At 74.7% G+C, this 24,574-nt stretch carries 20 protein-coding genes; 6 read left to right on the top strand and 14 right to left on the bottom strand.

Features of this window, described 5'->3' with window-relative positions; genetic code table 11:
- Positions 1-43: 43 nt before the first annotated feature.
- The 13 genes from cimA to ACSUPT_RS21400 form a co-directional block, all read right to left on the bottom strand.
- A complete protein-coding gene (gene cimA / locus ACSUPT_RS21460; RefSeq protein WP_351966753.1) occupies positions 44-1,651 on the bottom strand; it encodes a citramalate synthase in 1,608 nt (535 codons plus the stop codon).
- A gap of 347 nt (positions 1,652-1,998) precedes the next feature.
- Positions 1,999-2,568 carry a TetR/AcrR family transcriptional regulator gene (locus ACSUPT_RS21455; protein WP_351966821.1) on the bottom strand — a complete coding sequence of 190 codons (570 nt, stop codon included), beginning with the start codon at positions 2,566-2,568 and terminating at the stop codon, positions 1,999-2,001.
- 176 nt (positions 2,569-2,744) lie between these two features.
- Positions 2,745-3,263, bottom strand: coding sequence for a hypothetical protein (locus ACSUPT_RS21450; protein ID WP_436945305.1), 519 nt, complete (start codon positions 3,261-3,263; stop codon positions 2,745-2,747).
- A gap of 61 nt (positions 3,264-3,324) precedes the next feature.
- The gene (locus ACSUPT_RS21445; protein WP_399219833.1) at positions 3,325-4,338 is read right to left on the bottom strand and encodes an agmatine/peptidylarginine deiminase; all 1,014 of its coding nucleotides are present in this window, start codon (positions 4,336-4,338) and stop codon (positions 3,325-3,327) included.
- 11 nt (positions 4,339-4,349) lie between these two features.
- Entirely contained in the window at positions 4,350-6,032 is a 1,683-nt protein-coding gene (locus ACSUPT_RS21440) for an urease subunit alpha (RefSeq protein WP_361658650.1), read from the bottom strand.
- On the bottom strand, positions 6,032-6,838 hold the full coding sequence (gene ureA / locus ACSUPT_RS21435; protein ID WP_436945304.1) for an urease subunit gamma: 807 nt from the start codon (positions 6,836-6,838) through the stop codon (positions 6,032-6,034). Before ureA ends, ACSUPT_RS21440 begins: the two co-directional genes overlap by 1 nt.
- Positions 6,839-7,191: 353 nt before the next feature.
- Positions 7,192-8,283, bottom strand: a complete 1,092-nt coding sequence (locus ACSUPT_RS21430) for a branched-chain amino acid aminotransferase (RefSeq protein WP_361658644.1) — start codon at positions 8,281-8,283, stop codon at positions 7,192-7,194.
- A gap of 261 nt (positions 8,284-8,544) precedes the next feature.
- The gene (locus ACSUPT_RS21425) at positions 8,545-9,588 is read right to left on the bottom strand and encodes a 3-isopropylmalate dehydrogenase (protein ID WP_351966759.1); all 1,044 of its coding nucleotides are present in this window, start codon (positions 9,586-9,588) and stop codon (positions 8,545-8,547) included.
- Positions 9,589-9,756: 168 nt separating this feature from the next.
- Positions 9,757-9,891: a hypothetical protein gene (locus ACSUPT_RS21420; protein ID WP_351966760.1), complete on the bottom strand. Its 135-nt coding sequence runs from the start codon at positions 9,889-9,891 to the stop codon at positions 9,757-9,759.
- A gap of 371 nt (positions 9,892-10,262) precedes the next feature.
- Positions 10,263-10,811 (bottom strand): GNAT family N-acetyltransferase, encoded by a 549-nt coding sequence (locus ACSUPT_RS21415; protein WP_351966761.1) that lies wholly within the window; start codon positions 10,809-10,811, stop codon positions 10,263-10,265.
- Positions 10,812-10,852: 41 nt separating this feature from the next.
- Entirely contained in the window at positions 10,853-11,923 is a 1,071-nt protein-coding gene (locus ACSUPT_RS21410; protein ID WP_436945301.1) for a S1 family peptidase, read from the bottom strand.
- Between the two features lie 201 nt (positions 11,924-12,124).
- The gene (pruA, locus tag ACSUPT_RS21405) at positions 12,125-13,756 is read right to left on the bottom strand and encodes an L-glutamate gamma-semialdehyde dehydrogenase (RefSeq protein WP_361658637.1); all 1,632 of its coding nucleotides are present in this window, start codon (positions 13,754-13,756) and stop codon (positions 12,125-12,127) included.
- A gap of 58 nt (positions 13,757-13,814) precedes the next feature.
- Positions 13,815-14,741 (bottom strand): proline dehydrogenase family protein, encoded by a 927-nt coding sequence (locus ACSUPT_RS21400; protein WP_351966764.1) that lies wholly within the window; start codon positions 14,739-14,741, stop codon positions 13,815-13,817.
- Between the two features lie 183 nt (positions 14,742-14,924).
- Between ACSUPT_RS21400 and ACSUPT_RS21395 the strand changes: the two genes are divergently transcribed.
- The 6 genes from ACSUPT_RS21395 to ACSUPT_RS21370 all read left to right on the top strand — a co-directional run bounded on the left by ACSUPT_RS21395 (position 14,925) and on the right by ACSUPT_RS21370 (position 22,700).
- Entirely contained in the window at positions 14,925-16,169 is a 1,245-nt protein-coding gene (locus ACSUPT_RS21395) for a PucR family transcriptional regulator (RefSeq protein ID WP_436945298.1), read from the top strand.
- Positions 16,170-16,309: 140 nt separating this feature from the next.
- Positions 16,310-17,806 (top strand): ABC transporter substrate-binding protein, encoded by a 1,497-nt coding sequence (locus ACSUPT_RS21390; protein WP_351966766.1) that lies wholly within the window; start codon positions 16,310-16,312, stop codon positions 17,804-17,806.
- A gap of 59 nt (positions 17,807-17,865) precedes the next feature.
- Positions 17,866-19,581, top strand: a complete 1,716-nt coding sequence (locus ACSUPT_RS21385; protein WP_399219871.1) for an ABC transporter permease subunit — start codon at positions 17,866-17,868, stop codon at positions 19,579-19,581.
- Position 19,582: 1 nt separating this feature from the next.
- Complete coding sequence (locus tag ACSUPT_RS21380) at positions 19,583-20,623, top strand: ABC transporter ATP-binding protein (RefSeq protein WP_436945296.1); 1,041 nt, start codon at positions 19,583-19,585, stop codon at positions 20,621-20,623.
- Complete coding sequence (locus ACSUPT_RS21375) at positions 20,620-21,300, top strand: dipeptide/oligopeptide/nickel ABC transporter ATP-binding protein (protein ID WP_351966768.1); 681 nt, start codon at positions 20,620-20,622, stop codon at positions 21,298-21,300. Before ACSUPT_RS21380 ends, ACSUPT_RS21375 begins: the two co-directional genes overlap by 4 nt.
- Positions 21,297-22,700: an MFS transporter gene (locus ACSUPT_RS21370; RefSeq protein ID WP_436945293.1), complete on the top strand. Its 1,404-nt coding sequence runs from the start codon at positions 21,297-21,299 to the stop codon at positions 22,698-22,700. Before ACSUPT_RS21375 ends, ACSUPT_RS21370 begins: the two co-directional genes overlap by 4 nt.
- Positions 22,701-22,814: 114 nt before the next feature.
- Here the strand turns inward: ACSUPT_RS21370 and serA are convergent, their stop codons facing one another.
- Positions 22,815-24,404 carry a phosphoglycerate dehydrogenase gene (gene serA / locus ACSUPT_RS21365; protein WP_365727054.1) on the bottom strand — a complete coding sequence of 530 codons (1,590 nt, stop codon included), beginning with the start codon at positions 24,402-24,404 and terminating at the stop codon, positions 22,815-22,817.
- Between the last annotated feature and the right edge of the window lie 170 nt (positions 24,405-24,574).

Genomic DNA, 24,574 nt, shown 5'->3' with positions numbered 1-24,574 from the left:
ATCGACGGTACCCCATGTGGGCTATTTCACGAGGTTCCGTGCGCTACTTCTCCGTCGGCTTGACGCCCGCCTTCAGCAGGCCGTACGTGTACGCGTCCACCAGCGCCTGCCAGGACGCGGCGATGACGTTCTCGGCCACGCCCACCGTCGACCACTCGGTGTCGCCGTCGCTGGTGGTGATCAGGACGCGGGTCGTGGACTCCGTGCCGTGGCGGCCCTCCAGGATGCGGACCTTGTAGTCGACCAGCTCGAACTTGGCCATCTGCGGGTAGATCCGCTCCAGCGCCACCAGCAGCGCCCGGTCCAGGGCGTTCACCGGGCCGTTGCCCTCGGCGGTGGCGACGATGCGCTCGCCGTCGGCCCACACCTTGACGGTCGCCTCGTTGGCGTGCGAGCCGTCGGGGCGGTCCTCGGCGATGGCCCGCCACGACTCCGTACGGAAGAAGCGCAGCGGGCGGCCCTCGACCTCCTCGCGCAGCAGCAGCTCGAACGACGCGTCGGCCGCCTCGTACGTGTAGCCGCGCAGCTCCCGGTCCTTGACGCGGTCCACGACGCGGCCGACGAGCTCGCGGTCGTCGCCCAGGTCGACGCCGAGCTCCTTGCCCTTCAGCTCGACGGACGCGCGGCCGGCCATGTCGGAGACCAGCATCCGCATGGTGTTGCCGACCAGCTCGGGGTCGATGTGCTGGTACAGGTCCGGGTCGACCTTGATGGCGGAGGCGTGCAGGCCGGCCTTGTGGGCGAACGCGGAGACGCCGACGTACGGCTGGTGGGTGGACGGGGTGAGGTTGACGACCTCGGCGATGGCGTGGGAGATCCGGGTCATCTCCGCGAGGGAGCCCTCGGGCAGGACGCGGCGGCCGTACTTCAGCTCCAGCGCGGCGACGACGGGGAAGAGGTTGGCGTTGCCGACGCGCTCGCCGTAGCCGTTGGCGGTGCACTGGACGTGGGTGGCGCCGCCGTCGACGGCGGCCAGGGTGTTGGCGACGGCGCAGCCCGTGTCGTCCTGGGCGTGGATGCCGAGGCGGGCGCCGGTCTCGGCGGCGACGGCCGAGACGACGGCCTGGACCTGCGCCGGGAGCATGCCGCCGTTGGTGTCGCACAGGACGACGACGTCGGCGCCGGCCTCGTGGGCGGCGCGCACGACGGCCTTGGCGTACTCGGGGTTGGCCCGGTGGCCGTCGAAGAAGTGCTCGCAGTCGACGAAGACGCGGCGGCCCTGCTCGCGCAGGTACCGCACGGTGTCGCGGACCATGGCGAGGTTCTCGTCCAGGGTGGTGCGCAGCGCCAGTTCCACATGGCGGTCGTGGGACTTGGCGACCAGGGTGATCACCGGGGCGCCGGAGTCGAGGAGCGCCTTGACCTGCGGGTCGTCCGCGGCGCGGATGCCGGCGCGGCGGGTGGCGCCGAACGCGACGAGCTGGGCGTGCTTGAAGTCGATCTCGGCGAGGGCGCGGGCGAAGAACTCGGTGTCGCGCGGGTTCGCTCCGGGCCAGCCGCCCTCGATGAAGCCCACGCCGAAGTCGTCCAGGTGCCGGGCGATGGTCAGCTTGTCGGCGACGGTGAGGTTGATGCCCTCGCGCTGGGCTCCGTCGCGCAGGGTCGTGTCGAAGACATGGAAGCTGTCGTCGACGGGCTGATCCGTGGTCATGGCTGTCCTGCTCCTGTCGGATGGGCTCCGGTGCGGTCCTTCCCCGCCCGGGCCGGACGGGGGTGGGGACCCGGGACGGGGGAATGGGGGGGGTCGATCCGCTCGTCCCCATTCTCGCGCGCTCGCCGCCGGCCCTCGGGTGGGGCCGGAAAACGAAAAGACCCCTCGCGGGTGCGAGAGGTCTGCGCGCGGGTCTGAGACACGGTGTCCGCTGCCACGACGGGGTCGCTGTCGGGTCAGCGGTCACTGCGGACCGGCGCGCTGCTGCCGATAATCATCGGGTTTGCGAGCACGGCGGCAGTGTGCCACAGCCGCGCCACCTGACGGGCAGAGGTCTCACGATGCGGTCAGGCCCCGGTGCCGGGCGCGTCCTCGCGGCGCAGCAGCGTCTCGTCGAGGTGTTCGCGCACCTGGGCGAGGACCTGCTCGCGGCCGGTCCCGGGCAGGCCGACGGCGACATGGACGCTGAACCCGTCGAGGAGGGCGCGCAGCCGGGCCGCGTACCGGTCGGGGTCGACGGGGCGCAGCTCGCCGCGCGAGACGCCCTCGGCGATGAGGGCGACGAGGTCCCGGTGCCAGGCGCCCTCGATGGCGGCCTGCCGGTCGCGCGCCTCGGCGTCGGCGTTCTGCGAGCGGGTCCACACCTCCAGCCAGAGCGTCCAGTGCGGGTCGCGGGGGCCGTCGGGGACGTACAGCCCGACGTACGAGGCGAGGCGGGCGGCGACGGGCAGGTCGTGGCGCGACAGCAGGGCGCTGCGCTCGGCGCCGAGGCGGCCCTCGCTCCACTCCAGGGTGCGCAGGAGCAGCTCGTCCTTGGTGCGGAAGTAGTAGAGGAGGTGGCCGCTGCTCATGCCGACCTGCCGGCCGAGCCCGGCCATGGTGAGCCCGTCGAGGCCGCGTTCCGCGATGGTCGCCATGGCGGCGGCGAGCACGTCCTCGCGCGGCGGAGCGGTGTTGCGGCGCCGGGCGGCACGGGCGGCGGAGGCGCCGGCGGGGCCCTCGGCGGCACGCGCGTCGGCGGGGCCCTCGGCGGCGCGGGCGCGGCCTTCGGTGCGGGCCGACGGGCCTTCGGCGGGGCTGGCTTGGGCGTCGTTCACCCGTCCGTTGTACCCGATCTCCATCCGGCCTCGGTCATCCGTCCGCGCAGGGCCGCCACGGCGGCGGGGGTGGGCGGCGGCCCGGCCAGGGCGGCCGTGTCGAGGCTGAGTACCTCCAGGACGACGGCCGCCACCTGGTCGGCGGGCAGCACGCCGGAGAGCAGGGCGAGCAGGGCCGGGCCGTCCTCGTCGTCCCAGCCGTCACGCACCACCTCGCGCAGCGCCACGACCGTGTCCACGGCGGCGGGCGGCAGCTTCGTCCAGGCGCGGATGGCCCGCACCTCGTCGGCCGCCTCCGCCATGAACCACTCCATCACCTCGTACGGCACGTCGTGCCCGTCCGGGGCGAAGAGGTGGAAGGACGGCTCGCGCGCCGGGTCCTCGTCGGGGATGACGGCGGTGACCAGGCACTTCGCGTCGCGGTGGTCGAGTTCGATGTGCCAGGCGTCCTCGTGCAGGACGTAGATCCGGGTGATCCGGTAGTCGGGGTGCGGGGCGGGGCGCAGGTGGGCCATGGGCGGCAGGCTGTCAGCCGCGCCCATGGCCTGGCCAGCGGTTTTCCGTACGGGAGGGTCGTCAGACCTTGGGCTGCTGCTGGGTGATGCAGTGGATGCCGCCGCCGTGGGCGAAGACCGGGCGGGCGTCGACCAGGGTGACCGTGCGGTCGGGGAAGAGGCGGCGGAAGATCCCGGCGGCGAGCTCGTCGCGCGGGTCGCCGAAGGCGCACAGGACGACGCCGCCGTTGCACAGGTAGTGGTTGATGTACGAGTAGTCGACCCACTCGCCGTCCGCCTGGAGGACCGTCGGCGCGGGGACCTCCACCACCTCCAGGGCACGGCCGCGGGCGTCGGTCTGGGAGCGCAGCAGGGCGACGGTCTCCTGGCACGGTTCGTGGTCGGGGTGGGCCGGGTCGGGCTGGGTGTGGGCGACGACGACGCCGGGGCGGGCGAAGGCGGCGACGATGTCGACATGGCCGCGCGTGCCGTAGTCGCCGTAGTCGGCGGTCAGTCCGCGCGGCAGCCAGATCGCCTTGGTGGTGCCGAGCTTCGCGTGGATCTCCGCCTCGACCTCGGCGCGGGTCCAGCCGGGGTTGCGCTCGGGGCCGAGCTGGACCGTGTCGGTGAGCAGGACCGTGCCCTCGCCGTCGACGTGGATCGCGCCGCCCTCGTTGACGAGGGGGCTGGCGTGCACGGGGACGCCGGAGAGGTCCGCGACATGGCGGGCGATCTTCGCGTCGTGCTCCCAGCGGGCCCAGTCGGCGGCGCCCCAGCCGTTGAACACCCAGTCCACGGCGGCCAGCCGGCGCCCGTCGGTGACGAACGTGGGGCCGATGTCCCGCATCCAGGCGTCGTCGAGGTCCCGCTCCACCAGGTCGACGCCGTCGCCGAGGAGGGAGCGGGCCGACGCGGTGTCGCCGGGCGCGACGACCATGGTGACCGGTTCGAAGCGGCGTACGGCACGGGCGACGTCCGCCCAGGCGGCGCGGGCCTCGGCGAGTGCCTCGGGGGTGCCGAAGGTGGGGTTGGCGGTGGGCCACGCCATCCAGGTGCGCTCGTGCGGCGTCCACTCGGCGGGCATGCGGAAGGTCATGGGGGCGGTCCTCAGAGGAAGTAGAGGCGGTTGAGGGAGACGGAGTCGGCGGGCTCGGAGCGGACCGGGTCGCCGTCGAGGGTGACCAGGCCGGTCCGGGCGTCCACGGCGACCTCGCCGATGCGGGAGTTGAGGCGCAGGTCGGCCGGGCCGATGCCGCGCGTGCCGCGCACGGCGACCCGTCGGCGGCGGGTGGGCATCAGGTCGGCGCCCAGCTGGGCGGCCGCGCCCGAGACGAACGCCACGGAGATGTCCGCGGCCGTCGCGCCGTGCGCGCCGAACTGCGGGCCCAGTACGAGCGGTTCGCAGGTGTCCGTGGCGGCGTTCGGATCGCCGACGACCCCGTACGCGGGGAAGCCGGCCTTCAGGACGAGCTGCGGCTTCGCACCGAAGAACTCGGGCCGCCACAGCACGATGTCCGCGAGCTTGCCCGGCTCGATGGAGCCGACCTCGTGGGCGAGGCCGTGCGCGATCGCCGGGTTGATGGTCAGCTTGGCCATGTACCGCAGCACGCGGGCGTTGTCGTCGCCGTCCCCGTCGCCCTCCAGCGGGCCGAGCTCGGCCTTCATCTTGCCGGCCATGGCGAACGTGCGGCGCACGGTCTCCCCCGCGCGGCCCATGCCCTGGGCGTCCGACGAGGTGATGCCGATCGCGCCCAGGTCGTGCAGCACGTCCTCGGCGCCCATCGTCCCGGCGCGGATGCGGTCGCGGGCCATGGCGGCGTCGCCGGGCAGGTCGGTCTTCAGGTCGTGGACGGAGACGATCATGCCGTAGTGCTCGGCGACCGCGTCCCGGCCGAAGGGCAGCGTGGGATTGGTGGACGAGCCGATGACGTTGGGGACGCCCGCCATCTTCAGGACGTTGGGGACGTGGCCGCCGCCGCAGCCCTCGATGTGGAAGGCGTGGATGGTGCGGCCTTCGAGGACCTTGAGGGTGTCCTCCACGGAGAGGCACTCGTTGAGGCCGTCGCTGTGCAGGGCGACCTGGACGTCGTGCTCCTCCGCGACCCGCAGCGCCGTGTCGAGGGCGCGGGTGTGGGCGCCCATGTCCTCGTGGACCTTGAAGCCGGAGGCGCCGCCCTCCGCGAGCGCCTCCACCAGCGGGGCGGCGTCCGAGGACGAGCCGCGCGCCAGGAAGCCGATGTTGACGGGCCAGGCGTCGAAGGCGTTGAACGCGTGGCGCAGCGCCCACGGCGAGTTGACGCCGACGCCCCACACGGGCCCGAACTCCTGGCCGATGATGGTGGTCACGCCGGAGGCCAGCGACGCCTCCATGATGCGGGGCGACAGCAGGTGGACGTGGGTGTCGACGGCTCCGGCGGTGGCGATCAGGCCCTCGCCGGACACGATGGACGTGCCGGTGCCGACGACCACGTCCACCCCGTCGAGGGTGTCCGGGTTCCCGGCCCGCCCGATGGCGTGGATGCGGCCCTCGCGGATGCCGATGGACACCTTGCGGATGCCCTGGACGGCGTCGATGACCAGGACGTTGCTGATGACCAGGTCGCAGGTCTCGCGTACGGCGGCGGCCTTCAGGTGCAGTCCGTCGCGCGCGGTCTTGCCGAACCCGGCCAGGAACTCGTCGCCCGGCCTCTGCGCGTCGGACTCGACCCGGACGGTGAGCCCGGAGTCGCCCAGGCGGACGCGGTCACCGGCGCGGGGGCCGTGCACGGAGGCGTACTCGTAGGGGTCCATCAGGCGTTCTCCTCCGCTCCGGCGGCGGTCTCACGGTCGTGTACGGGACGGGGCCCGGCCCCGGGTACGGCTGCCGGCCCGGCCCCCGGCGCCGCCGGTACGGCCTCCGGTACGGCCTCCGGTGGAGCTTCGGCGCCCAGGTAGCCGCAGGCGGCGGCCCTGCGCAGGGCCTCCTCCTTGGCGCCGGGCGCGTCGAGCGGGCCGTCCACCAGCCCGGCGAACCCGATCGCCACCCGGTCGCCGCCGATGGGCACGAGCCCCACCTCGGCCTCGCCGCCCGGGTCGAACCGGACGGACGAACCCGCCGGGACGCACAGCCGCATCCCGTACGCCGCCGCCCGGTCGAAGCGCAGCCGGGGATTGGCCTCGAAGAAGTGGAAGTGCGAGGTGACGCTGACCGGCACGGCGGCGGTGTTCCGCACGGTGAGGGTGGTGACGGGGGCCGGTTCCTCGTATCCGGGTCCCGGCAGCAGCGCGCCGGGGGCGTCGTGGCCGGCGGAGGCGCCGCCGATGGGGTCGGTGACGACGGCCAGGCGGGAGCCGTCGTCGAAGACGGCCTCGACGTGGACCTCGGTCACCACGTCGGCCACGCCCGGCATGACGTCGTCGGGGCCGAGGACCGAGCGGGCCGCCTCGATCGCCTCGGCGAGCCGGCGGCCGTCGCGGGCCGCCTCGCAGACCGTGTCGGCGATGAGGGCGGTGGCCTCGGGGACGTTGAGCCGCAGCCCGCGGGCGCGGCGGGCCCGGGCGAGTTCGGCGGCCCCGAAGAGGAGCAGCCGGTCGCGTTCCGTGGGGGTCAGGCGCACGGCCTCGCACCTCCTGGCGTAGACGACGGGATTTAGAGTGTCACTCTAAAGTGGGTGCACCGCAAAGGGAAGACAGCCACCGGAATCGGCGCTCCAACGTATTGAGCATCACTCGAACAAGAAGCCCGCCGGTCCGGTGCGGGACCGACGGGCGCGGGGTGCGGGTACGGGAGGGGCCGGGGTGCGGGGATGTGTGGCAGCGCGTGCGGGCCTCCCGTACAAGAAGGTCCGGGGAAGGCCCGCACCGTGAAACGCGCCGCGCCCGCCGGGCCCGCGCAACCGCCGGACGGCGGTGGGCGGGCCGCGGCGGGCGCGGCGCGACAGGTGCGAGAGTGCGGGAAGCCCCGCGGAGGTCAGGCGACCGGGTGGGTCCAGCCGTGGGTGTCCTCGGCGGCGCCCGTCTGGATGTCCAGCAGCGCGCGGCGGAGCTTCAGGGTGACCTCGCCCGGCCGGCCGTCGCCCTGGGTCCACTCACCGGAGGCCGACTTGACCGTGCCGACCGGGGTGATCACGGCGGCCGTACCGCAGGCGAAGACCTCGGTGAGGGTGCCATTCTCGGTGTCGCGGCGCCACTGCTCGGTGGAGATGCGGCCCTCCTCCGACTCGTAGCCGAGGTCACGGGCGACCTGGAGGAGCGAGTCACGGGTGATGCCGGCCAGCAGCGAGCCGGTCAGCTCCGGGGTGACGATCTTGTTCCCGTACACGAAGTACAGGTTCATGCCGCCCATCTCCTCGACCCACTTGTGCTCCAGCGCGTCGAGCCAGACGACCTGGTCGCAGCCCTCCGCGGCGGCCTCGGCCTGGGCGAGCAGGGACGCGGCGTAGTTGCCGCCCGTCTTGGCGAAGCCCATGCCGCCGGGGACGGCGCGGACGTAGTTCTCCGACAGCCAGACCGAGACCGGCTTCACGCCGCCGGGGAAGTACGCGCCGGCGGGCGAGGCGATGACGATGAACAGGTACTCGTTGGCCGGCCGGACGCCGAGGCCGACCTCGGTGGCGATCATGAACGGGCGCAGGTAGAGGGACTCCTCGCCGCCGTGCGGCGGGACCCACGCCTCGTCCTGCCGGACCAGCGCGTCGCACGCCTCGACGAACGTCTCGACCGGCAGCTCCGGCATGGCGAGGCGGCGGGCGGAGCGCTGGAACCGCTCGGCGTTGGCCTCGGGGCGGAACAGGGAGACCGAGCCGTCGGGGCGGCGGTACGCCTTGAGGCCCTCGAAGATCTCCTGCGCGTAGTGCAGCGTCATGTTGGCGGGGTCGAGGGACAGCGGGGCGTACGGCGTGAGCTGCGCGTCGTGCCAGCCGCGGCCCTCCGTCCACTTGATCGTCACCATGTGATCGGTGAAGTGGCGGCCGAAGCCGGGGTTGGCCAGGATCGCCTCGCGCTGGGCGGCGGACAGCGGGTTCGAGGAGGGCTTGAGCTCGATCGTCGTGGGCGTCGTCATGGGTGCTGTGTCCTTCACCGGTTTGTGTGGGTCGGACCGCGCTCACGCCGCCGCTCCAGCCGCTGCCGCGGCTGCTGTCAGGACGTCCGAGCTGTACCGCATGCCGCGGCCCCGCGTTCGATTATCGCTCGCGGGCGGCGGCGGGGAAACGGGTGTACCGCGGTCCAATGGGTTCGATGGTGGCACCCCGCGGCCGCACAGGAGAAGCCGCCGGGCGCTTGTGCGACCCGGCGGCTGTGTTCTGGTGCTCCAGTCGACGGGTCAGGTCGCTACGCGTACCGCGAGCGCGTCGCCGATCTCGTCCGTGGTGCGCGCGGGCGCGCCGGCCCGCTCGGCGAGGTCGGCGGCGACCGCCTCCTCGATGCGGGCTGCCTCGGCCTCGTAGCCGATGTGGCGCAGGAGCAGCGCGACGGACAGGACGGTCGCGGTGGGGTCGGCCTTGCCCTGGCCCGCGATGTCGGGCGCGGAGCCGTGGACGGGCTCGAACATCGACGGGAACGCGCCCGTCGGGTTGATGTTGCCGGAGGCGGCCAGGCCGATGCCGCCGGTGACGGCCGCGGCGAGGTCGGTGAGGATGTCGCCGAAGAGGTTGTCGGTGACGATGACGTCGAAGCGCTCGGGCTGGGTGACGAAGAAGATCGTCGCGGCGTCGACGTGGAGGTAGTCGGTGGTGACCTCGGGGTACTCCTCGCCGACCTTGTCGAAGATCTTCTTCCACATGTGTCCGGCGTGGACGAGGACGTTGTTCTTGTGGACCAGCGTCAGCTTCCTGCGGGGGCGGGCCTTGGCGCGCTCGTACGCGTCGCGGACGACGCGCTCGACGCCGTACGCCGTGTTGACGCTGACCTCGGTGGCGACCTCGGCCGGGGTGCCGGTGCGCAGGCTGCCGCCGTTGCCCGTGTACGGGCCCTCGGTGCCCTCGCGGACGACGACGAAGTCGATGTCGGGGTGGCCGGCCAGCGGGGACGCCGTGTGCGGGAAGAGCTTCGACGGGCGCAGGTTCACATAGTGGTCGAACGCGAAGCGCAGCTTCAGCAGCAGGCCGCGCTCCAGCACGCCGGACGGCACGGACGGGTCTCCGATCGCGCCGAGCAGGATGGCGTCGTGGCCCTTGAGGGCCTCCAGCTCCGCGTCGGGGAGGGTCTCCCCGGTGCGGTGCCAGCGCTGGGCGCCGAGGTCGTACTCCCGGGTCTCCAGCTTCACGTCCTGCGGGAGGACCGCGGACAGGACCTTGAGCCCCTGGGACACGACCTCCTGGCCGATGCCGTCACCGGGGATCACTGCGAGATTGATGCTGCGAGACATGCCGGGCACCCTACTCCTCGTCCCACTGCCTGACACGGACTGTCCGCCATTCGGACTGTCCATGGTGCCGGGCGGCGGTCGGCGGGAGGTCGGACGGCGGCCGCGCCACCGAAGGGGGCGGCCGCCGTACGGGCTGGTCAGCGCGGGCCCGGGCCGGCCGGGCGCGGCTCAGTGGCCGGTGGAGCCGCCGTTGTCGCGGCGGTCCAGGGCGCGCTGGAGGGCGGCCGCGGCGTTCTGGCGCTCGGTCTCGGAGGGGCGGGTGCCCGAGTGGCGGACACGGCGGCGGGAGGTGGCAGCGGTCATGGCGGGGCTCCTTGGCGGGGCGAGGCTCGGGGAGGCGCCGGAAGGGGCGGGGAGCGCCGCCGCAGGGGTGACCTGCCAGAGGGCGTGCGCGCTCCTGTCCGCCGTTCGCTGATGGAGCGAGACGTTCGGCTCCTTCCAAGCTAAGCGAGGACGCCGCCGCTGTCTCCGTGATTACTCGGACTTCCTACTATCTGAGACGGGCGGTCCGGGAGCGGGCGTCCCAGCTCCCTCCAGGCTCCCCGCCGGCCCCGCGCACCCCGCCGTGCGGGCGCATCCCGCCGGGCCCGCGCACCCCGCCGGTGCCGATACGCCCCGCGGACCCCCGCGCCCCACTGGCACCCGTGCGTTTTGCCGTGCGGGCCCGTTCCGGGTCAGAGCACGTCGCCGTCCCGCCAGTCGAACTGCAGGGGGCCGCCCTCCGGCGCGGGCAGCGGCCGACCCGCGGCGGGGCGAAGGAACGTGCTGTCCTCCTCGCCCTCCAGCCGGGTCACGCCGTGCGGGCCGTACGCCTCGACGCGGCCGTTCCACAGGTGCCAGCCGCGGGAGCGGTACAGCGCGGCGCCCTCGTCGGACGCGGACAGGGCGCCGAAGTCGTACGCGCCGTCGACGACCTCCTCCAGCGCGGCCATCACCAGGGCGCCGAGCCCCTGGCGGCGGCGATCCGCCCGTACGCCCACGGCCTCGACGTAGCCGACGCGGTGGGCGCGCCCCGCGTGGACGACGCGGCGCATGACGACGCTGCCGTGCGCGGCGATCCGCCCCCGGTCGTCCTGGACGTACGCGTGGACGCCGCCGAGGCCGTGCTCCCAGTCCTCCTCGCCCAGGTCGCCGTCGAAGGCGTCCTCCAGCATGGCGCGGATCGCCGCGAGCACGGCCGGATCCAACTCGTAGGTGTGGGCGGTATGGAGACGATCGCTCATACCGCCCACTGTGGCACCACTCCCGCCGGGGGTGGGCGCGACTAGTACACGTTCACGCCATAGGCGGCCAGCGCCTCGCGGACCGGCTGGTGGATGGCCGAGCCGCTGGTGCCCGTGCAGCCGGAGCTGCCGGAGTGGATGCCGAGCGCGACCGAGCCGGCGAAGTGGGCGCCGCCGCTGTCGCCGCCGGCGGAGCAGGCGGTGGTGCGGACCATGCCGTAGACGGGGCCGTCGCTGTAGTTGACGGTGACGTTCACGGCGGTGACGCTGCCGCTGGTCACCTTGGTCGTGGAGCCGCTCTTCCTGATGGCCTGGCCGACGACGGCGTCGGCGGCCGAGGCGATGTCCTGGTAGCTGCCGTTGTAGAGGTTGACCCGGCCGCCGAGGTTGGTGGTCGTCGTGTAGCGGACGATGCCGTAGTCGTTGGTCGGGAAGCTGGTGCCCTCGCGCACGCCGATGGAGGTGCCGCCGGAGGTGTCCGACCAGGTGGACGAGATGTTGGTGCAGTGGCCGGCGGTCAGGAAGTACCGGACGTTGTTCTTGGTGACGTTGAACGCCGCCGAGCAGCGGGAGCCTCCGCCGTAGATGGCGTCGCCGCCGGCCACCTCGCGCGTGAAGACACCGGGGACGCGGCTGACGCGCACGGCGCCGTCGAGGGACGCGGCGACCTGGCGGAGCCGGGCGAGGTCGCGGGCGGAGACCGAGGAGTCGGCCTCGACGGCGATCTGGTTGGTGCGCGGGTCCAGGCCCCACGAGGTGCCGGGGATCTTCGCCCTGGCCTCCAGCGCGGCCATCGCGGCATCGAGCTGGGCGGCGCTGCGCTGGACCAGTTCGGCCTTGGCGCCGGCGGCGCGGGCCTTGGAGGCGGCGGCCTCGGTGGTGACGGTGACGACGAGTTCACCGGTGGCGGCGTCCACGTAGGTGCCGGCGCTCTCGTCGCCGAGGGTCCGCTCCACGGTGGCGTCGAGCGCGTGGAGGGTGGCGGCCGCGTCGGGGGCCGGGGTGGGGGTGAGGGGTGCGTCCGCGGCTCCGGCCGGGGTGGCGGCGAAGCCGAGGGAGGCGGCGACGAGCAGGGCGGACAGTCCGGTGCGCGCACGGGTGGTGCGTCTCATGCCGGTGGTCTCCTTCGTCGGTGACGGGTGGGACGTACCGCGAAGGAATTTGACATGGACCCTTCATTACCGCAAGGGGGCGCGGCGGGGCCGGGCATGGAGACGGCCCGTCGGGGGCCGGGCATGGAAACCGCCCCCGTCCGGCGTGGGGGCCGGGCGGGGGCGGTGCCTGGGGGCGGCCCGGTGGGGCCGCGGGGCGGGTCAGCCCATGTGCGGGTAGCCGTACTCGGTCGGCGGGACCAGCGTCTCCTTGATGGCGCGGGTCAGCGTCCAGCGCATCAGGTTCTGCGGGGCGCCGGCCTTGTCGTTGGTGCCGGAGGCGCGGCCGCCGCCGAAGGGCTGCTGGCCGACCACGGCGCCGGTCGACTTGTCGTTGATGTAGAAGTTGCCCGCGGCGTACCGCAGCTTCTCCATCGTGTGGGCCACCGCGGCACGGTCCTTGGCGATGACCGAACCGGTCAGCGCGTAGGCGGACACCGACTCCATCTGGTCGAGCATGGCGTCGTACTGGTCGTCCTCGTACACGTACACGGCGAGGATGGGGCCGAAGTACTCGTCCCGGAAGACCTCGTTCTCCGGGTCGGAGCACTCGATGACGGTCGGGCGGACGAAGTAGCCGACCGAGTCGTCGTACGTGCCGCCCGCGACGATCTCGCAGGCCGGGTCGGCCTTGGCGCGGTCGATCGCGGCCTTGTTCTTGGCGAAGGCGCGTTCGTCGATGACGGCGCCGATGAAGTTCGTCAGGTCGGTGACGTCACCCATCTTGATGCCGTCGACCTCGGCCGCGAACTCCTCCTTGAAGCCGGAGTTCCAGATCGAGGCCGGGATGTACGCGCGCGAGGTCGCCGAGCACTTCTGGCCCTGGAACTCGAAGGCGCCACGCGTGAGCGCGGTCTTCAGGACGGCGCGGTCGGCGCTCGGGTGGGCGACGACGAAGTCCTTGCCGCCCGTCTCGCCGACGATCCGCGGGTAGGAGCGGTACTTCTCGATGTTGTTGCCGACCGTCTTCCACAGGTGCTGGAAGGTGCGGGTCGAGCCGGTGAAGTGGATGCCCGCGAGCATCGGGTGCTCCAGGGCCACCTCGGAGACGGCGATGCCGTCGCCGGTCACCAGGTTGATGACGCCCTTGGGCAGGCCCGCCTCCTCCAGCAGCTCCATGAGCAGCACGGCGGCGTGGGTCTGCGTCGGGGACGGCTTCCACACCACGACGTTGCCCATGAGCGCCGGGGCGGTGGGCAGGTTGCCCGCGATGGCGGTGAAGTTGAACGGCGTGATCGCGTAGACGAAGCCCTCCAGCGGGCGGTGGTCCAGGCGGTTCCACACACCGGGCGCGTTCGCCGGGGGCTGCTCGGCGAGCAGGTCGCGGGCGTACTTGACGTTGAAGCGCCAGAAGTCGACGAGCTCGCAGGGCGTGTCGATCTCGGCCTGCTGGGCGGTCTTCGACTGGCCGAGCATCGTCGAGGCGGCCAGCGTCTCGCGCCACGGGCCGGACAGCAGCTCGGCGGCGCGCAGGAAGATCGCGGCGCGGTCGTCGAAGGACATCGCGCGCCACGCCGGCGCGGCGGCCAGGGCGGCGTCGATCGCGTCCTGCGCGTCCTGCTGGGTCGCGGCGGCGAAGGTGCCGATCACGGCCCGGTGGTTGTGCGGCTGCACGACGTCCACCCGCTCGCCGCCGCCCATGCGCTTGACGCCGTTGATGGTCATCGGCAGGTCGATCGGGTTCTCGGCCAGCTCCTTGAGCTTGGCCTCCAGCCGGGCCCGCTCCGGGGAGCCGGGGGCGTAGCCGTGCACCGGCTCGTTGACCGGGGCGGGGACCTGGGTCACAGCGTCCATGGGTCTCGTAACTCCTTTGGTGAGGGGTGTCAGGGGCGTGGCCCCCACGGGCTCCGGATCAGTTCTTGGTGATCATCGAGCGGACGAAGAACAGCAGGTTGGCCGGCTTCTCCGCGAGACGGCGCATGAAATATCCGTACCAGTCGGTGCCGTAGGCCGTGTAGACCCGCATGCGGTGTCCCTCGGCGGCGAGCCGGACGTGCTCGTCGCTGCGGATGCCGTACAGCATCTGGAACTCGTACTCGTCCAGTTTGCGCCCGTGGCGGCGCGCGAGCTCCTGCGTGATGGCGATGAGCCGCGGGTCGTGCGAGCCGATCATGGGGTAGCCCTCGCCCGCCATGAGGATCTTGAGGATGCGCACGTACGCGCGGTCGATCTCCGCCTTGTCCTGGTACGCCACGGAGGCCGGCTCCTTGTAGGCCCCCTTCACCAGGCGGACGCGGCTGCCGTTCGCGGCGAGGCGGCGGGCGTCCTCCTCGGTGCGGAAGAGGTACGCCTGGATGACGCAGCCGGTGCGCGGGAAGTCCTTCCGGAGCTCCTCGTGGATGGCGAACATCGAGTCGAGCGTCGTGTGGTCCTCGGCGTCCAGCGTGACGGTGGTGCCGATCGCGGCGGCCGCCTCGACGACCGGGCGGACGTTGGCGAGGGCCAGCTCGTGGCCGCCGTCCAGCGCCTGGCCGAACATCGAGAGCTTGACGGACATCTCCGCCCGCTCGCCGAGGCCGAGCGGCTCCAGGCGGCGGATGAGCTCCAGGTAGGCGTCGCGGGCGGCGGTCGCCTGCTCCGGGGTGGTGATGTCCTCGCCGACGACGTCGAGGGTGACCTCCAGGCCCTTGTCCGCGAGTTCCGTGACGATGGGGATGACCTGGTCGACCGTCTCACCGGGGATGAACCGGTCGACGACCGGCTTGGTCACCGGGGCCGCCGACACAATGCGGCGCATCTTGTCGCTGCGCGAGGCGGCGAGAATCACGGGACCCAGCACGGGGCACCTCCACGAACACGGGTTGACAACAGGATGAAGCGGCCGGAATCCGACGTCTTGGAAACGGCACGGAGAACCACCGTGAAACCTAAGGATCGCCCCGCCGCCGGGCCATCGACAGCTGTCACGCATCCGTGCCGCGGATCTCAGACATCTGTCTGAAAGCAGTGGCAGAATGTCCGGGTGAAGGGCGATTACCAAGAACTGGTGGACGAGATCTCGGCGCTTCTCGGCGCACCGGCCACGCTGGAGAACCGGGATTTCGGACTGATCGCCTTCGGCGCGCACGACAGCGACGACGCCTCCGCGATGGACCCGGTCCGCACGCGCTCGATCCTCACCCGCAAGTCCACTCCCGCCGTGCGCGCCTGGTTCGAGGGGTTCGGCATCGCCCGCGCGACCGGTCCGGTGCGCATCCCCGCCGCCCCGGACGCGGGCGTCTACCGGGACCGGCTCTGCCTGCCCGTACGGCACCGGGGCGTCGTCCACGGATACGTGTGGCTGCTCGACACCTCGCCGGGGCCCGCGCCCGAGCGGCTGGAGGCGGCCATGGAGGTCGCCGCCCGGATCGGGGCGCTGCTCGCCGAGGAGGAGCGGGCCGGCGCCGACCTGTCGCGGGAGCTGCGGGCGGCCCTGACGGCGGAGCGGGAGTGGAGCTACGACCTGGCGCTGGCCACCCTGCGCTCGGCGCTCGGCCCGGACGCCGACGGGCTGCACGCGCTGGTGTGCGTGGCGCCGTGGCCGGGCGGCGACAGCCCCTCGGTGCGTACGGCTCCGGGCCTCGCCGCCCTGTGCACGGCGCCCTGGCCGGGGCGCGGCGCACCGGGCCCCGGCGCATCGGGGCCCGCGCCGGGCGGGGGCGGCGCGCCGGGTGCGGGCGCGGCCGGCGCGGCACGGGCGGGCGGGCAGGTGCTCGGCGCCCTGGTCCGCCTCCGCTCCCCCGACGCGCTCGCGCCCGCGCTGACGGCCGGCGCCCGGCTGTGCGAGGCGGCGGGCCCGGGCGCCGTCGCCGGGGTGGCCGCCCCGCGGCGGGGCCTGCCGGAGCTGGCCGCGGCCTGGGCGGAGGCGGCGTCGGCGGCGCGCGCGGCGCTGGCCCAGCCCCGCCTCGGGCCGGTCGCGCCCTGGACGTCCATCGGCCCGTACCGGCTGCTCACGACGGTGCCGCAGGACGCCGCCGACGACCCGGTGGTACGGCCGCTGCTGGGCCGGGCGCACGCCGAGCTGGCCCGTACCGCCGAGGTGTTCCTCGACCACGCGGGCCAGGCGGGCCGCACGGCCGCCGCCCTGGGCATCCACCGGCAGACGCTGTACTACCGGCTCTCCCGCGTCGAGCAGCTCACCGGCCTGGACCTCGACGACGGCGAGGACCGGCTGCTGCTGCACATGTCCCTGAAGGCCCACCGGCTGCACGGCGGCGGCACGGGCTGAGCCCGGCACCGGGGCCGGGCGGGCGGTCCGGCCGTCGGCCCGGGCGCGGGGCAAGCGCTTCACCCAGTTGTTGAAAATAATAATCATTATGCTAGCGTCCGGGCACCGCGACCGTCCCCTGCCCGGAAGGGTGCTCCCCCGTGCGCCACCAGCCTGTCCGCCGCCGACTCCTGCCCGCCGCCGCCCTCGTCTCGGCGTCCCTCCTGCTCGCCGGGTGCTTCGCCGCACCGGACGGCGACGGCGCGGCCGACGGCGGCAAGCGGATACGGGTGGCGATGATGAACCCGCCCCGCTCCGGTCTCTCCCCGCTCTCCGACGACGCGTTCAAGCTGTCCCGCTGGTCGACCGCCGAGACGCTCGTCACCCTCGACGCGGCCGGCGACCCCCGCCCGGCCCTCGCCACCTCCTGGAAGCAGGACGGCACCCGCTGGACCTTCACCGTCCGCGACGGCGTCACCTTCCACGACGGCACCCCGCTCACCGCCCGCGACGCCGCCCGCTCCCTGACGCGCGCCGCGACCGCGTCCCCCAAGCCCCGCATCCTCGACGGCGTGGAGCTCACCGCGACCGCGTCCGGGAAGACCGTCACCGTCACCACCGCCACCCCCGACCCGCTCGTCCCGCAGCGGCTCAGCTCCCCGCAGCTGTCGATCCTCTCCGCCAAGGCGTACCGGGGGAAGACCGTCGACCCGGTCGGCACCGGCACCGGCGCCTTCCGCCTGACCCGGGTGAACGGCTCCGCCTCCGCCTCCCTCGACCGGTACGACGGCTACTGGGGCGGCAGGGCCAAGGCCCCCGGCATCGATGTGACGTTCATCCCCGACGGCACCGCCCGCGCCGCCGCCCTGCGCGCCGGCGAGGCCGACATCGTGGAGGCCGTCCCCGTCTCGCAGGCCGCCCTCCTCGACCGGGACCTCGTCACGGAGGTCCCGATGCCGCGCACCAACACCCTGTACCTGAACACCTCCAAGGGCCCCTTCAAGGACCCCGCGCTGCGGGCCGCCGTCCGCCGGGCCGTCGACGCCCGGCCGATCGTCCAGGACGTGTACGAGGGCCGCGCCGACCTCGCCGAAGGACTGCTCGGGCCCGCCGTCACCTGGGCCGACGCCCTCCGCGCGCCCCGCCGCCCGGCCCGCGCCGCCGACCCGCGCGGCGCCACCGTCACCATCGGCACCTTCACCGACCGCGCCGAGCTGCCCGAGGTCGCCCAGACCCTCCAGCAGCAGCTGCGCAAGGCCGGCTTCGACGTCCGCCTGGAGGTCCGCGAGTACGCCGCCATCGAGGCGGACGCGCTGGCCGGGGCGTTCGACGCGTTCCTCCTCTCCCGCGCGACCGTCCTGGACTCCGGCGACCCCGCCGCCTACCTGTACAGCGACTTCGCCTCGCGCGGCTCCTTCAACCTCTCCCAGCTCGCCGACCCGGCCGTCGACGCGGCGCTCGACAAGGCCGCGGCCGCGCCCTCCGGAGACGCCCGCCGCCGGGCCGTCATGGCCGCGGAGGCGGCCGTCCTCGCCACCGACGCCGCCGTGCCGCTCCTGCACGAGCGGGTCGTCCAGGGCGACGCCGCCGGTGTGGTGGGCGCCGCCCACGACCCGCGCGAGCGGCTGCTGGTCACGCCCGACACCCACGTCAGGTGACGGCGCCCGCCGCCGGGCCGCGCGCCCGGGCCGCCCGCACCCTCGCACCCGCCGCCGGGCTGCGCGCCGGGGCCGCCCGCGCCCTCGCGCTCGCCGCCGTCGTGGCCGCCGTGGGACTGCTGCCCTGGTACTCCGGGCGCGACCCCGCCCTGACCGTCCTGCGCGCACGCTCCGCCGAACAGGAGCCCACCGCCGAGGCGCTCGCCGCCGTCCGCGCCGACCTCGGCCTGGACGCGGGCCCCGCCGCGCTCCTCGCCGGCTGGCTCTCGCGCGTGGCGCGCGGCGACCTGGGCGCCTCCTGGGTGTCCGGTGCCGACGTGCTGCCGACCGTCACGGCCGGGCTGCGGGTGTCGCTCGGCCTCATGGGCGCCGCGCTCGCCGTGGCGCTGGTCCTCGCCGCCGTGCTCGCCGCCTCCGTGCCGGCGCGGGGCAGGGGCACGTCCGGGGCCGTCGCCGCGATGCTCGCCGCCGTGCCGGAGTTCCTCCTCGCCACCGTCGCCCTGGTCGTCGGAGCGGTCTGGCTCGGCTGGTTCCCGGCGGCGGGCTGGCAGGGCCCCGCCCATCTGGTGCTGCCCGCCCTCGCGCTGGGCGTCCCGGCGGGCGGGCTGCTGGGCAGGCTCGCCGCCGACGCGCTGCCCGCCGTCCTCGACGAGCGGTGGGCCGAACTGTGGCGCGCCGCCGGGGTGTCCCGGACGCGGATCGCCCGGGCCGCGCTGCGCCGCGCCCTGCCGCCGCTCGTGCCGCAGGCCGGTCTGGTCGTCGTCGGGCTGACGGGCGGGGCGGTCGCCGTCGAGACGGTGTTCGCCGTCCCGGGCATCGGCCGTACGGCGCTGGGCGCGGCCCGCTCCCAGGACCTTCCGCTGCTCCAGGGCTCCGTACTCGCCCTGCTCCTGCTCGGCCTCGCGGTCGGCGGTACCTGCGCGCTCGTACGGCGCCGGCTGCTCGGTCCGGGGCTGCGCGACGCCGGGCTGACGCTGCCGGCGCCCCGGCCGCCACGCGTCGGGCCGGCCCTGCCGCTGGCCCTGGCCGCCGTGCTGCTGGGGACGGTCGGCTGGGGTCTGCTGCGCGACCCGTACGTGCTGGACACCGCCGCCCGGCTCGCCCCGCCCTCGTACGCCCACCCGCTGGGCACCGACGGGCTCGGCAGGGACGTGCTGGCCCGCCTCGGGCACGGCGCGGCCGCGACCGTCGGCACGGCCGCCGCCGTGTGCGCGGGGAGCCTGCTGCTCGCGCTGGCCCTCGGGTTCGCGCCGCGCGCCGCGTCGGGCGTCTCCGACATCGCCAACGCGCTGCCGCCGGTGATCACCGGCATCCTCGTCGCGGCGGCGTACGGGCCCGGCGCGGGCGGAGCCGCCCTCGCGGTCGCCCTCGTGTCGTGGCCGCCGCTCGCCGCGCACGCCGCCGCCCTGGTGCAGGAGGTCCGCGCGTCCGGCTTCCTGCTGGCGCAGCGGGCGATCGGCGCCGGACCGGTGTGGGTGCTCACCCGGCACGTCCTGCCCTCCGTGGCGGGACCGGTCGCCCGGCACGCCCTGCTGCGCCTGCCGGGCACGGCCCTGGCGCTGGCGTCGCTGGGCTTCATCGGTCTGGGCGCCCAGCCGCCGGCGCCCGAGTGGGGGCTGCTCCTCGACGAGTCCCGGGCCTATGTGGAACGGGCCCCCTGGGCCGCCCTCGCACCGGCCGCCGCCCTGGCCGTGCTCGCCGCGCTCGCCGTGTCCGCCGCCGCGTACGGCGCGTCGGCCCGCACCCCCCGCCCCCGCGACCGGAAGGCCCTGTGACGTGTCCGCTGAGGAACCCCTGCTGTCCGTCCGCGACCTGCGGATCTCCTTCGACGGCGCCGAAGCCGTGCGCGGCCTGTCCTTCGACGTACGCGCCGGCGAGGTGCTGGCCCTCGCCGGAGAGTCCGGCGCGGGCAAGTCCCTCACCGCCCGGGCCCTGCTCGGCCTCGTGCCGCGCGACGCCGCCGTGCGCGGCTCCGTGCGGCTGCGCGGCCGGGGCCCGTCCGGGCAGCGCGCCGCCGGGACCGAACTCGTCGGCGCCTCCCGCCGTACGCTCGCCGGACTGTGGGGCCGCCGTGTCGCCTTCGTCCCGCAGGACGCCCTGTCCGCCCTCTCCCCCGTCCACCCGGTCGGCGACCAGATCGCCGCCGCCGTGCGGTCCCTGCACGGTGTCACGCGCCGCGAGGCCCAGGGCCGCGCCGCCGGGGCCCTCGACCGGGTCGGCGTCCCCGCCGCACGGCTCGGCGCCTACCCGCACGAGCTGTCCGGCGGCATGCGGCAGCGGGCCGTCATCGCCCTGGCGACGGCCGGCGACCCGGAGCTCGTCGTCGCCGACGAGCCGACCACCGCCCTCGACCCGGTCCTGCGCGACCAGGTGCTGGGCCTGCTCGCCGAGCGGCGCGAGACGACCGGCGGGTCGCTCGTCCTCGTCACCCACGACCTGGAGGCCGTGCGGGAGCACGCCGACCGCGTCCTCGTCCTGTACGCCGGCCGGCACGCCGAGTCGGGCCCCGCCGCGCCTGTACTCGCCCGCCCCCGCGCCCCGTACACGGCCGGGCTGCTCGCCTCCCTCCCACCCGCCGTGCCGGTGCCCGGCCGGGGCAGGCGGCTGCCCGCGATCGGCGGCACACCGCCCGCCCCCGGCGAGCCCGCCACCGGGTGCGCGTTCGCCCCGCGCTGCCCCCTGGCCGACGGACGCTGCCGCGCCGAGGTGCCCGCGCCGCGGCCCGTGGGCGCCCCGGCGGACGGCCGGGAGGTCTCCTGCCACCACGCGGCCGGACTCCCCGCGTCCCTCACCGCCTTGTTCCGGGAGGCGGCGTGAACACCCTGCTGGAGGTACGCGACCTGGTCGTCCGGTACGGGACGCGGACCGCCGTGGACGGGGTGTCGTTCGACGTGCGCGCCGGCGAGACCCTCGCCCTGGTGGGCCCCTCCGGCTGCGGCAAGTCGTCCACCGCGGCGGCCGCGCTGCTGCTGCGCCGCCCCGACGGCGGCCGCGTGCGGTTCGAGGGCCGCGAGCTGACCGGGCTGCCGGAGCGAGAACTGCGGGCGGTGCGCCCGGCCATGCAGCCGGTGTTCCAGGACCCGTACGGCTCGCTCAGCCCCCGGCAGCGGATCCGCGACGCGATCGCCGAACCGCTGCGCGTGCGGGGCCGCTGGGACCGGGACACCGGGCCGGCGCGGGTGGCGGAGCTGCTGGCGATGGTCGGCCTCGACGCCGCGCACGGCGCGCGCAGGCCGCACGAGCTGTCCGGCGGCCAGTGCCAGCGCGCCGGCATCGCCCGCGCCCTGGCGGGCGAGCCCCGGCTGCTGGTCCTCGACGAGCCCGTCTCCGCCCTCGATCCCAGCGTGCGGGCGGGTGTGCTGAACCTGCTGGCCGCCCTCCAGGAGTCGCTGGGCCTGGGCTATCTGTTCATCAGCCACGACCGGGCGCTGGTGCGGCACTTCGCCGACCGTACGGCCGAGATGCGCGCCGGCCGCCTGGTGGGCGTCTCATGAGCCCCCTCGCCCGGCTGCTGATCGCCAGCCAGTTCGCCTTCAACACCGGCTTCTTCGCCGTACTGCCGTATCTCGCCGGCCATCTGGGCGGCACGCTCGGACTGGGCGGCTGGCTGGTGGGCCTCGTCCTGGGCCTGCGCACCTTCAGCCAGCAGGGGCTGTTCGTCGTGGGCGGCGCCCTGACCGACCGGTTCGGCCCCCGCCCCGTGGTGCTGGCCGGATGCGCGCTGCGGGTGGCGGGCTTCGCCTGGCTCGCGTGGGCGGAGGCGGTGTGGGCGGTGATCGCGGCGGTGGTCCTCGTCGGGTTCGCCGCCGCCCTGTTCTCGCCCGCCGTCGAGTCCGAGGCGGCCCGGGAGGCCGTACGGCTGGAGGACACCGCCGGTCTGCCGCGCACCCGGCTCCTGGCCCGGTTCTCCGCGGCGGGCCAGGCCGGGGCGCTGCTCGGGCCCGTCCTGGGCGCGGCGCTGTCGGCGGGGGGCTTCCGGACGGCGTGCGCGGCCGGCGCCGTGGTGTTCCTGCTGGTGCTGGCCGGCCACGCGCGGCTCATGCCGGGCCGGGCGGCGGACACGACCGGCCGGGCGCGGACGGCGCGGCGGCCGGGCGCGGGTGGCACACCCGCGGAGCCGGGCCGGGCGCTGCGCCACCGGCCGTTCCTCGCGCTCACGGCCGCGTACGCCGCGTACCTGGTGGCGTACAACCAGCTCTATCTGGCGCTGCCGGCCGAGCTCGACCGGGCGACGGGCTCCCAGGCGGCCCTGGGGTGGCTGTTCGCGCTGTCGTCCGCGCTGGTGGTGGCCGGGCAGCTGCCGTTGGAGCGGTGGGCGGCGCGGCGGATGTCGTGGGCCGCGTCCCTGCGGGCCGGCCTGGTCGTCGTCGCGGGGGCGTTCGCGGCGGGCGGGGCACTGCGGGGCGCGGGCGGGCTGTGGTCGCTGGTGGTTTTCGTGGTGCTGCTGTCGATCGGCCAGATGCTGGTCTCCCCCGCCGTACGGGCGTGGCTGCCGGACCTGGTGGACGCGCGGCGGCTCGGGCTGTACACGGGGGCGATGTCGTCGCTGGCGGGCCTGGCCGTGCTGGCGGGCGGCGCCCCGGCGGGAGCCCTGGCGGGGACGGCGTGGTACTGGCCCGTCCTCGCGGCCGTCGCGCTGCTGGGCGTGGCGGCGGTGCCCCGCGGGCCGACCGCGCAGCGGGGCGGCGCGGACGGTGCCGCGGCCGGACGGGACCTGCCCGGCACGGACGGCGACATGCCCGCACCGGACCCGTCCGGTGCGGGCCGGGATCCGGACGGTGCGGAGGGGACCCGTACCGGTGCGGAGGGGAGCCGTACCGGCCCGGACGGCAGCCGTACCGGCGCGGACGGGGTGGCGGACGGTCCCGCGACCCTGCGGGCCCCGCGCTCCTGAGCTCCACGGGGTCCGCCCGCACACCCACCCCGGCCCCGCGCGGCGGGCCGCCGGACGCACGGCGCCCCCGCGCCGCACGGATGCGGGCGGGGGCGCCGGGGTGTCGCGGGTGTCTCAGACCAGGTTGACCGAGCGGACGGAGGTGGCGCCCACCTCGGCGGCCAGCTCCGTGAGGACCGGCTGCGGCACCGTGTCGTCGACGGTGAGGACCGCGAGGGCCTCGCCGCCCTCCTCGGCGCGGGAGACCTGCATGCCCGCGATGTTCAGCCCCGCCTCGCCGAGGATCCGGCCGACCGTGCCGACGACACCGGGGCGGTCCTCGTAGCGCAGGACGACCATGTGGTCGGCGAGCGCGAGGTCGATGTCGAAGTCACCGACGGCGACGATCTTCTGAAGGTGCTTCGGGCCGACCAGCGTGCCGGAGACCGCGACCTCCTCGCCGTTGCCGAGGGTGCCCCGGACGGTGATGACGTTGCGGTGGTCGGGGGACTCGCTGCTGGTGGTGAGGCGCACCTCGACACCGCGCTCCTGAGCGAACAGCGGGGCGTTGACGTACGACACGGTCTCGTCGACGACGTCCTCGAAGACGCCCTTCAGCGCGGACAGCTCCAGCACCTTCACATCGTGCTGGGTGATCTCGCCGTACACCTCCACGTCGAGGCGGACGGCGACCTCGCCGGCCAGCGCCGTGAAGATCCGGCCGAGGCGCTCGGCGAGCGGCAGGCCCGGCTTGACGTCCTCGGCGATGACCCCGCCCTGGACGTTCACCGCGTCGGGGACGAGCTCACCGGCGAGGGCCAGGCGCACGGAGCGGGCCACGGCGATGCCGGCCTTCTCCTGCGCCTCGTCCGTCGACGCGCCGAGGTGCGGGGTGCAGACGACCTGGTCGAACTGGAACAGCGGCGAGTCGGTGCACGGCTCCTTGGCGTACACGTCGAGGCCGGCGCCGGCGACGCGGCCCTCCTTCAGCGCCGAGTACAGCGCCTCCTCGTCCACGATGCCGCCGCGCGCGGCGTTGACGATGCGGACGGTCGGCTTGACCTTGTGCAGCGCCTCGTCGCCGATGAGGCCGATCGTCTCGGGGGTCTTCGGCAGGTGGACGGTGATGAAGTCGGAGACCTCAAGCAGCTCGTCCAGGGAGAGCAGCTTGACGCCCATCTGCGCGGCGCGGGCCGGCTGCACGTAGGGGTCGTAGGCGACGATCTTCATGCCGAACGCGGACATGCGCTGGGCGACCAGGACGCCGATGCGGCCGAGGCCGACGACGCCGAGGGTCTTCTCGCTCAGCTCCACGCCGGTGTACTTGCTGCGCTTCCACTCGCCGTTCTTCAGCGCCGTGTTGGCCTGCGGGATGTTGCGGGCCGTGGCGACGAGCAGGCCGCAGGCGAGCTCGGCGGCGGTGACGATGTTGGACGTCGGGGCGTTGACGACCATCACGCCGGCCTTGGTCGCGGCGGAGACGTCGACGTTGTCCAGGCCCACGCCGGCACGGGCGACGACCTTCAGCCGGTTCGCGGCGGCGATGGCCTCGGCGTCGACCTTGGTGGCGGAGCGGATCAGGATCGCGTCGACGTCGGCGATGGCCGGGAGCAGCTCCTCGCGGTTCGCGCCGTTGCAGTGCCGGATCTCGAAGTCGGGGCCGAGGGCGTCGACGGTGGCGGGCGACAGCTCTTCAGCGATGAGTACGACGGGTTTCGAGCTCACGTGAGGTCCTCACAAGTCCAGTGCGGACGGCCGTCCCGACGGCCGCAGGCGGTGGAGGGGGGCTTGCCGCGTGGAAGACGCACGACGCTGTGGGCCTGACGCGTATTGCTGGCCAGTGTAGTGGCGGCCGAGGCCGGTTTCTGCGCCTCGGTGGAAGGATCACCCACACG

Source organism: Streptomyces sp. SudanB25_2051, from assembly GCF_964272635.1.
In the GTDB taxonomy this organism is placed as follows: Bacteria; Actinomycetota; Actinomycetes; order Streptomycetales; family Streptomycetaceae; genus Streptomyces.
This window is presented reverse-complemented; position numbering and strand designations above follow the sequence as displayed.

Coding starts and splice junctions, on each gene's coding strand:
- cimA (WP_351966753.1), bottom strand. CDS start 1,651: ATGACCACGGATCAGCCCGTCGACGACAGCTTCCATGTCTTCGACACG.
- ACSUPT_RS21455 (WP_351966821.1), bottom strand. CDS start 2,568: ATGGCGACCATCGCGGAACGCGGCCTCGACGGGCTCACCATGGCCGGG.
- ACSUPT_RS21450 (WP_436945305.1), bottom strand. CDS start 3,263: ATGGCCCACCTGCGCCCCGCCCCGCACCCCGACTACCGGATCACCCGG.
- ACSUPT_RS21445 (WP_399219833.1), bottom strand. CDS start 4,338: ATGACCTTCCGCATGCCCGCCGAGTGGACGCCGCACGAGCGCACCTGG.
- ACSUPT_RS21440 (WP_361658650.1), bottom strand. CDS start 6,032: ATGGACCCCTACGAGTACGCCTCCGTGCACGGCCCCCGCGCCGGTGAC.
- ACSUPT_RS21430 (WP_361658644.1), bottom strand. CDS start 8,283: ATGACGACGCCCACGACGATCGAGCTCAAGCCCTCCTCGAACCCGCTG.
- ACSUPT_RS21425 (WP_351966759.1), bottom strand. CDS start 9,588: ATGTCTCGCAGCATCAATCTCGCAGTGATCCCCGGTGACGGCATCGGC.
- ACSUPT_RS21420 (WP_351966760.1), bottom strand. CDS start 9,891: ATGACCGCTGCCACCTCCCGCCGCCGTGTCCGCCACTCGGGCACCCGC.
- ACSUPT_RS21415 (WP_351966761.1), bottom strand. CDS start 10,811: ATGAGCGATCGTCTCCATACCGCCCACACCTACGAGTTGGATCCGGCC.
- ACSUPT_RS21410 (WP_436945301.1), bottom strand. CDS start 11,923: ATGAGACGCACCACCCGTGCGCGCACCGGACTGTCCGCCCTGCTCGTC.
- pruA (WP_361658637.1), bottom strand. CDS start 13,756: ATGGACGCTGTGACCCAGGTCCCCGCCCCGGTCAACGAGCCGGTGCAC.
- ACSUPT_RS21370 (WP_436945293.1), top strand. CDS start 21,297: ATGAGCCCCCTCGCCCGGCTGCTGATCGCCAGCCAGTTCGCCTTCAAC.